The organism is Mesorhizobium sp., assembly GCF_017306585.1.
Classification (GTDB): Bacteria; Pseudomonadota; Alphaproteobacteria; order Rhizobiales; family Rhizobiaceae; genus Mesorhizobium.
In genome coordinates this window covers 1-7828 of record NZ_JAFKIC010000043.1, presented here as the reverse complement: position 1 = coordinate 7828, position 7828 = coordinate 1, and the positions used below count along the sequence as shown (strand labels likewise).

Below are 7828 nucleotides of genomic sequence, written 5' to 3'. Positions count from 1 at the left end.
GGTCAGGATCGCCTCGCTGATCGACCAGCCGCCCTGATGTGGCAGCATGGAATCGCGGAGCGCCTTGGAGGCCATGTACATGGTCATCAGCGCGTCGTTGGCGCCGGGCGCCCGGACCGCCGAATGCGCCTGCGGGATCGGCGCGCCGTCGCCTGCGGCGCGCGCCCAGTTCTGCGGCTCGTCGCAGACGAAGCGATAGATCATCGAATAGGCCGCGCCGCAATGCGTGTCCCAGCGCGCCGTGTTGCAGAGCGGCAGCATGTAGAAGGGGTGGAACGAGATCATCCCGGCCAGCCCGTCATAATAGCCCCTGGCCGCGTGGATGGGCTTCGATCCGCGCACCTTCTCGGCCGGTTCGCCGGTGAAGCGTAGAGTGCCCTGGATGCCGTGGCGCTGCATCGCGGCCTTGACGGCGAGGAGGCCGCCGAGGCTTGCCATGCCTAGCCCCGAATGCGGATCGGTGTGGCCGCCGGCTTCGGTGCCAAGGCCGGGCCGTGGCTGTTTCACGGTCGCCGCATCCTGGCAGTTGCCGGGCACGGCATCATATTCGGCATACATGCCGATCGTTGGTCCCGGACCGTTCGTCCAGTGGGCGCAGAATGCGGTCGGCATGCCTGCCGAACCTTCCTCGACGGAAAAGCCCTCATGCTTCAGCCGCGCCACATACCAGGCGGACGACTGATATTCGCGCCAGGCGGTCTCGCCGAAATCGAAGATCGTGCGCGTCCACTGCGACAGCGAGGGCTGGATACCATCGAGGCAGGCAAGGGCGGTCGCTTGTGCGGAGGTCGTCACCGGTTTGTCCATACTTCAAAGAAAGCAGTGAAGCGGCTCGCCAAAAAGTGATATGTTTTCCCGGTTCATGCAAATTCGGTTCACCTCTTGAGAATTCCTTCGACCCAGGCGCTCCGCGCCCTCGACAGTTTCGCCCGGCATGGCAGCGTCTGGCGCGCCGCCGACGAACTGCACCTGACCCGCAGCGCGGTGAGCCATCAATTGCGCCTGCTGGAGCGCGATCTCGGCTTCGATCTCTTGCAGCGCATCGGCAAGGGCGTGGCGCTGACGCCGCGCGGCCAGCGCTACGCGGCCGATGTCAGAAAGGCGCTGACCGTGCTTGGCGACGCGGTGGCGCAAAACAGCGGCGCCGGCGTCGGCGGCTCCTTCGCCGTCTCCTGTCCGCCGGGCTTCGCCTCGATGTTCCTGTGCACCCATATCGGTGAATTCCAGCAGATGTACCCGGATGTGGCGATCTCGATCCTGACGCCTCGCCGTCTCGACGACGTCAGCAACCCGGAGGCCGACGCTTTCATTGCCTTCGGCGTCGGCAACTGGCCGAACCGGGCGGTGGAGTTGCTCTGTGAAGTCCACTTCACGCCGCTCTGCAGTCCGACGCTGCTCAACAGGGTCGGCGGATTTTCCAAGCCCGCCGACGTGCTGCGAGCCAATCTGCTCCATCTCGGCGACACCGAGGACTGGGCGCGCTGGCTGGCGCTCTCCAAGGTGGAGAATCCCGACACCGAGGGCGGCATCTTCTTTTCCGACATGAACCTCGTCTTTTCGGCGGCGGTCGCCGGGCAGGGCATTGCCATGGGCGACGAACTGACGGGGCGTCGGGCGCTGAGCGAGGGCCGGCTGGTCAAGCCGTTCGAGGCCTCGGTGCCTTCGCCCCGTTCCTACTTCCTGGTTTTCGAGCACGCCAAGGCAAGTCATCCCGTGCTCAATGCGTTCAGCGACTGGCTGAGGGCCAAGCTGGTGGAGAACAGGCTGTAGGCGTATCGGGATTTGCCTATCTCCTCCGCGAGGGGGGAGATAGGCAGCTTCAGCGCCTCCACGACCTGTCATCCGTGAATCAAATTTGCCGATCAGGCGAAAACTATTCGGTTGCGGTGAGCCGCCGGCGTGCCTACGATTTCCTCTTGGGAGTGAGGAAGAGGCAGGATGCAGCAACCCGGCCGGGCCGCAGAGATCAAGGCAATAGGGATCGGTAAGAGCTTCGGCTCGTTCCGTGCACTGGATAAACTGACGCTTGATATAGGCCGCGGGGAGTTCCTGACGCTGCTCGGGCCTTCCGGTTCGGGCAAGACCACCTTCCTGATGATCCTGGCCGGCTTCGTGCAGCCGACCGAGGGCAAGCTTTTAAGCGACGGCATCGACATCACCGACCGCCCGGCCGAGCAGCGCGCCGCCGGCATGGTCTTCCAGGGTTATGCCCTTTTCCCGCATATGAGCGTGGAACAGAACGTCGCTTTCCCCCTCAAGGTGCGCAAGAAATCGGCCGCCGATATCAAGAAGCGTGTCGGCGAGATGATCGAGCGCGTCGGTCTGGTCGGCCACGAGAAGAAACTGCCCTCGCAGCTCTCCGGCGGCCAGCAGCAGCGCGTCGCTCTCGCCCGCGCGCTGGTGTTCGAGCCGGGCGTGCTCTTGCTCGACGAACCGTTTTCGGCGCTCGACAAGAGCTTGCGCGGCCAGATGCAGGCCGAGATGAAGCGGCTGCACCAGGAAACCGGCACCACCTTCGTCTTCGTTACTCACGACCAGAGCGAGGCGCTGGCGTTGTCGTCGCGCGTCGCCATCTTCAACCATGGCAAACTGCTGCAGGTCGGAGCGCCGGACGAGGTCTACGACCGGCCGGACAACCGCTTCGTCGCCGAGTTTCTCGGCGAGATCAACATGCTGCCGCTGAAGGGCGTGCAACCGGACGGCAATGGTTCGACCGGTCTTTGCGAGGACCGCGCGGTCAGCATGCACTGCAAGGCCGAGAAAGTCCGTGGCGACGCCATTTTGGCGATCCGGCCCGAACACATGTCGATCGCGCGCGAAGCCGCTGTCGGCGAGAACGGCATCGCAGCGACCGCCACCGCCTCGACCTATCTCGGTGCCGCGACCAAGCTCGATCTGACGACACGCCAGGGCGCCAAGGTAACCGTTTCGGTGCCGAACGAGGTTGCCGCCGCCGCGCTGAGCAAAGGCAATTCCGTCTGGCTGACCTGGCCGGCGGAAAAGGGCTTCCTCCTGCCTAACGGAGGACAATGAGCGCTGGCGCGGCCTGATCCGCCGCACCGGATTCGGGATTAAATCAACGAAAACAAAGGGGAACTGACATGACCGACACCAAGAAACAGGCTATTGAAACGCTGTCCGAAAGGACGAAACGCGGCGAGATTTCGCGCCGCCAATTCGCGCAGCTCGCGGGCCTCGTGCTCGCCGGAACGCCGCTGCTTTTGCGCTCGACCGGTGCTTTTGCCGAAACCAAAGGACTGGTGCTCGTCAACTGGGGTGGCGATGCCATCACGGCCTACGACGCCGCCTATGGCCAGGCTTTCACCAAGGACACCGGTATCCCTGTCAAGATGGACGGTTCGGGCCCGACCGAAGGCGCCATCGCTGCGCAGTACAAGAGCGGCGCGCCGACCTGGGACCTGGTCGACGTCGACCCGTTCTCGGCCATCACGCTGGGCGGTCAAGGCATGCTGGAGCCGATCGATTACAAGATCGTCGACAAAAGCAAGATGCGGCCTGGTTTCGGCTGGGAATACGCGGCTTCCACATATTTCTTCTCCTATGTGATCGCCTACGACTCGCAGAAATTCGGCTCTAACGCGCCGACCGGCATGGCCGATTTCTTCGACGTGAAGAAGTTCCCCGGCAAGCGCTCGCTCTACAAGTGGGGCGTGTCGAGCTGGGAGGCTGCTCTGCTCGCCGATGGCGTCGCGCCCGCCTCGCTCTATCCGCTCGATCTGAAGCGCGCCCATGACAAGATAGCCGCCTTCAAGGAGAACGTCGTCTCCTATTGGGGCGGTGGCGCCGAAAGCCAGAGCGTGCTGCTCAACGGCGAGGCCTCGATGGCCATAGTCTGGTCGACCCGCGCCTCGCTGATCGAGCAGGATTCCGGCGGCCAGATCAAGTTCATCTGGGACCAGGGCCTGATCTCGCCCGGTGCGCTCGCCGTGCTCAAGAACAACCCCGGCGGCAAGGACGCGGCGATGAAGTTCATCGCCAGCGCGCAGGATCCGGAAAAGCAGCTCGTCATGTTCGACAAGCTCGGCCAGGGCCCGGCCAATCCGGCGGCCGACGCGCTGATCCCCGCCGACAAGAAGCGCATCAACCCGGTCGACCCCGCCAACATGTCGAAGCAGATTCCGCTTGATATGGACTGGTACGCCAAGAACTACGGCGCGGCGCTGGACGAATACACCAAGATCATTTCCGCCTGAGCCGGCGGGGATTTTCAGAACGATGAGAGGCATCCTCTCCGACAGGATGGGCGCGGCGCTGTTGATGGCGCCGCTGCTCCTGTTCCTCGTGCTCGCCTATGCCTGGCCGTTTCTCGGCGTGGTGAAGTGGAGCTTCACCCTGCCGACACCGGGGCTCGGCCAGTACGGGGCATTGCTTACCGACGATCTGGTCCAGTCTGTGTTCATCCGCACGCTGCGCATCGCGGCGATCGTCACCATTGTATCCGTCTCAGCCGCCTATGCCATCACCGTGGTGTGGGTTCGCGGCACTCCGGCGCAGCGCCTGATCGCCGAGTTCTGCATCCTTGTTCCATTCTGGATTTCCGTGCTGACGCGCGCGTTCGGCTGGGTGGCGCTTTTGTCCAACCGCGGCCTGATCAACACCTGGCTGCAGTCGATCGGTTTCATCTCCGAACCGCTGACCCTCGTGCGCAACGAGTTCGGCGTCATTGTCGGTATGTCGCATTTCCTTATTCCATTCGCGGTCTTTCCGCTGGCGTCCGCCATGCGCAGCCTGGACGAGCGCGTGCTGCTCGCCGCGCGCGGCCTGGGCTCAAGCCGGATGCGTACCTTCTGGACGGTGTTCGTGCCGATGACACGCTCCGGCATCATCGGCTCGGCGATGATCACCTTCGTCTTTTCGCTGGGCTTCTTCGTCACCCCGGCCATCCTCGGCGGCGGTCGCTCCGTGATGATCGCCGAACTGATCTATCTCAGGATATTCCAGAGCCCTGACTGGGGCCTGGGGGCGGCAATCAGCGTCGTGCTGGTCGTGTTCGTCGGCGCGCTGATGGCAATACTCTTCCGCGACGTCAAACCGAAGGAATTGGTGTAGCGCGATGCCAACCTATCGTCCCGGCCCCGTTTCGCTTGTTCTCGCCGCGCTGGTGGCACTGTTCCTGCTGATGCCGCTGTTGGCGGTCATCCCGGTGTCGCTGACACCCAGCCGCATGCTGACCATGCCGACAGGCGAACTGTCGCTGCGCCACTATCGCTCGCTGATCGAGGATCCGCGCTGGCTGGATTCTATTCTGCTGTCGCTCAGGATCGGAGTGGTGAGCAGTGCGTTCTCGACCGCGCTGGCGCTTACCTTCAGTCTCGGCATCTGGATGTTCCAGCCCCGGTTCACCGCCATGCTCGTGGGCTTCGTGCTTCTGCCCATGGTGGTGCCGCCGGTGGTTTCCGCGGTGACGCTCTATTTCCTGCTCACCTCGATATCCGGCCTGACATCCTTTTTCGGCTACGACACCTGGCTCGGCGTTGCCATGGCGCATTCGGTGATGACGGTGCCTTTCGCCACGGTGTTGATCCTGGTCTCGCTCAGCCAACTCGACCGCCGCATCGACCTTGCCGCGCGCGGCCTCGGCGCCAGCGTGTGGGAGCGCGCCACCCGCGTCATCATGCCCAACATCAAGTTCGGCATCGTCACCGCGGCGCTGCTCTCCTTCGTGCTGTCCTGGGAAGAGATCGGCGTCACCCTGTTCATCACCTCGGTCAACGCCATCACGCTGCCGCGCCTGATGTGGATGGGCCTGCGCGACAACATCGACCCGGCCATCGCGGCCCTTTCGGTGATCCTGATCATCATCACCGTGCTGGTTCTGGCGGTGCGCAGCGTCGTGGTCAGGATACGTGGGGGAGTTTAGACAAACCGCACCGAGACACGGCCGAACCTGCCGAGGTCACCGATTACTTCGTCTCCAGCCTCGACGGCTATCGGCGTCACGCAGGTGCCTGTAATCACTACCTGGCCCGGCTCGGCCGCTATGCCGAGGCCGGACAGTTCGTTGACGATCCATGTCAGCGCGATGCGAGGGTCGCCCAGCACCGCCGCGCCCATGCCGTTGTGCCGCGACTTGCCGGAAACGACACCGGTTACCGGATGTTCGGCCAGATTGACGTCGCGCCATTCGTCTTGCGCCGCCTCGCCGATGACGAACAGATTGGCGCAGGCATTGTCGGCGATGAGTTGCGCCGCCCCGACGGCGCAGAAATCGTCATAGCGGGAATCAGGGATTTCGATCGCCGGATGCAGGCTTGCAACCGCGTCCATCACCTCGGGGATTTCATAAGGGCGCGCGCGAGGCGGCAATTGGCGGCCGAAACGGAAAGCGAATTCGATCTCGGCGACACGCATCTTGCTGGTCGCGAGCGAAACGCTTCCGCCGACCCCGACGGCCTTTTCAGCCAGAAGACGCCCGGCCATTGGGCCGTCGACATTGATATGCCTTTGTCCGGCCAGGCTGGTTGCCGCGATTTTCCAGCCGAAAAGCGGAGCCGCCGAGCGTTCCATGACATGTGACTGGATGGCATAACCGTCGACGCGCGTTTCCGGTCGCAAGTCCTGCGGTATGGCGTCGAGATGCGTACCCTTGTCCCAATGCTCTACCAGCAAACGGGAAGCGGTCCTGGCCTTGTCTGGATCGAACATGCTCAGCTCCGGAAATCTGGGAACACATCCTGCTGACGAGATTGTCGGCGAAGTCGCATTTTCGAGATGATCGGCATACATGATCGCCGAGACAAATCGTCATCGTGTCCGAGCAACAAATAGCTATATATGGCAAAGCGTCTAGAACGCGCATGAGCTTCTGGCAAGCAACGGCCGATGGCGCAACAGGGAGAAAATATGACCGCGGCCGGTGATTTGCAGCAGGCTCTGTTCCTCAGGCTGAAAAGCGATGCCTCGCTCTCGGCATTGCTGGGCGGCGCCGGCTTGCTCGAACGCGCGGCCGACAACGCCGCGTTTCCCTACGTGACCTGCGGCCAGACCAGCGGCTTCGACTGGGATTCTGGCGCCGAAGACAATGACGATCAGCTGATCACCTTCCACATCTGGTCGAAGGCGCACGGCGAGGCCGAGACACGGGCCATCATGGATGCCATCAACGCACGCCTTGACGGCGCGGTGCTGGTGATTGGCCCTCGCGGCCAGACGCGACTGTCGCTCGAATTCTCCGAGGCCCGTTACGACGAGGAACTCCTCGTGCATCACGGGCTGCTGCGGTTTCGCGCGCTGACGCAGGAAAACGCCTGAAACGCTTTCAATCTGACCGCAACGGAGTCTAGACTGGCCCGTGCCGGATTTCGTCGGGTTGGGGCGGCGAAATCACGATCTGTCGTCAGGCGTTTCAGGGGGTATAGCGGACATGGTTTTCGCATCGATCACCGTTCATTTCACGTTCAGCACCGATGCGTTACAACGCCGACCATGAAAACGCTTCGCTCCCATTTCCGAACCGCGACCCTGGCGCTCTGCGCCGCCGGGCTGTTCGCGTCGCAGGCCATGGCGATGCCGGTCATCGCGCCCGATCAGGACAGTCCGATCGTGCTGGCGGCGTCCGACTGCTACGCCATCGGCCAGCAGGTGGCCGAGCAGAATGGCGGAACGCTTGCCAAGGCCTCGCAGTCGACGCGTGGCGGGCAGGCGGTCTGCGTCATCGTCGTCTTGGTGCCGGGCAAGGATGGGCAGCGTCCGCGCCGTTCCGAAATCGTCGTCCCGCAGAACTGACACGGTTTCCGATCTAGCGGGTCCGTTTCCCAGACCGCCGGAATCGGCCTATATCTCAGGTCTTCTGCAAGTTTCTTCAAAA

The 7828-nt window shown here is 63.2% G+C and carries 8 protein-coding genes and 1 pseudogene; 7 read left to right on the top strand and 2 right to left on the bottom strand.

What is annotated here, in order from left to right:
• Nucleotides 1-807: pseudogene (locus tag J0I79_RS01640) on the bottom strand (amidohydrolase); the annotation flags it as partial.
• A 75-nt stretch (nt 808-882) separates the two neighbouring features.
• On the opposite strand from J0I79_RS01640, the gene J0I79_RS01635 reads away from it, so the two are divergent.
• From J0I79_RS01635 to J0I79_RS01615, 5 genes are all read left to right on the top strand, one after another.
• On the top strand, nt 883-1770 hold the full coding sequence (locus tag J0I79_RS01635; protein WP_292854862.1) for a LysR substrate-binding domain-containing protein: 888 nt from the start codon (nt 883-885) through the stop codon (nt 1768-1770).
• A gap of 168 nt (nt 1771-1938) precedes the next feature.
• Nucleotides 1939-3033: an ABC transporter ATP-binding protein gene (locus J0I79_RS01630; protein WP_292854860.1), complete on the top strand. Its 1095-nt coding sequence runs from the start codon at nt 1939-1941 to the stop codon at nt 3031-3033.
• 68 nt (nt 3034-3101) lie between these two features.
• Entirely contained in the window at nt 3102-4214 is a 1113-nt protein-coding gene (locus tag J0I79_RS01625; RefSeq protein WP_292854859.1) for an ABC transporter substrate-binding protein, read from the top strand.
• Nucleotides 4215-4236: 22 nt separating this feature from the next.
• Nucleotides 4237-5070, top strand: a complete 834-nt coding sequence (locus J0I79_RS01620; RefSeq protein WP_292854857.1) for an ABC transporter permease — start codon at nt 4237-4239, stop codon at nt 5068-5070.
• Between the two features lie 4 nt (nt 5071-5074).
• On the top strand, nt 5075-5881 hold the full coding sequence (locus tag J0I79_RS01615; RefSeq protein ID WP_292854854.1) for an ABC transporter permease: 807 nt from the start codon (nt 5075-5077) through the stop codon (nt 5879-5881).
• On the opposite strand, the gene J0I79_RS01610 is transcribed toward J0I79_RS01615, so the two are convergent.
• Complete coding sequence (locus J0I79_RS01610; RefSeq protein WP_292854851.1) at nt 5878-6666, bottom strand: fumarylacetoacetate hydrolase family protein; 789 nt, start codon at nt 6664-6666, stop codon at nt 5878-5880. The genes J0I79_RS01615 and J0I79_RS01610 overlap by 4 nt on opposite strands.
• 198 nt (nt 6667-6864) lie before the next feature.
• Here J0I79_RS01610 and J0I79_RS01605 point away from each other — a divergent pair, with 198 nt between their 5' ends.
• Together J0I79_RS01605 and J0I79_RS01600 are read left to right on the top strand one after the other, a co-directional pair.
• Entirely contained in the window at nt 6865-7272 is a 408-nt protein-coding gene (locus tag J0I79_RS01605) for a DUF3168 domain-containing protein (protein WP_292854849.1), read from the top strand.
• A 174-nt stretch (nt 7273-7446) separates the two neighbouring features.
• Nucleotides 7447-7746, top strand: a complete 300-nt coding sequence (locus J0I79_RS01600) for a hypothetical protein (RefSeq protein ID WP_292854846.1) — start codon at nt 7447-7449, stop codon at nt 7744-7746.
• Nucleotides 7747-7828: the final 82 nt, after the last annotated feature.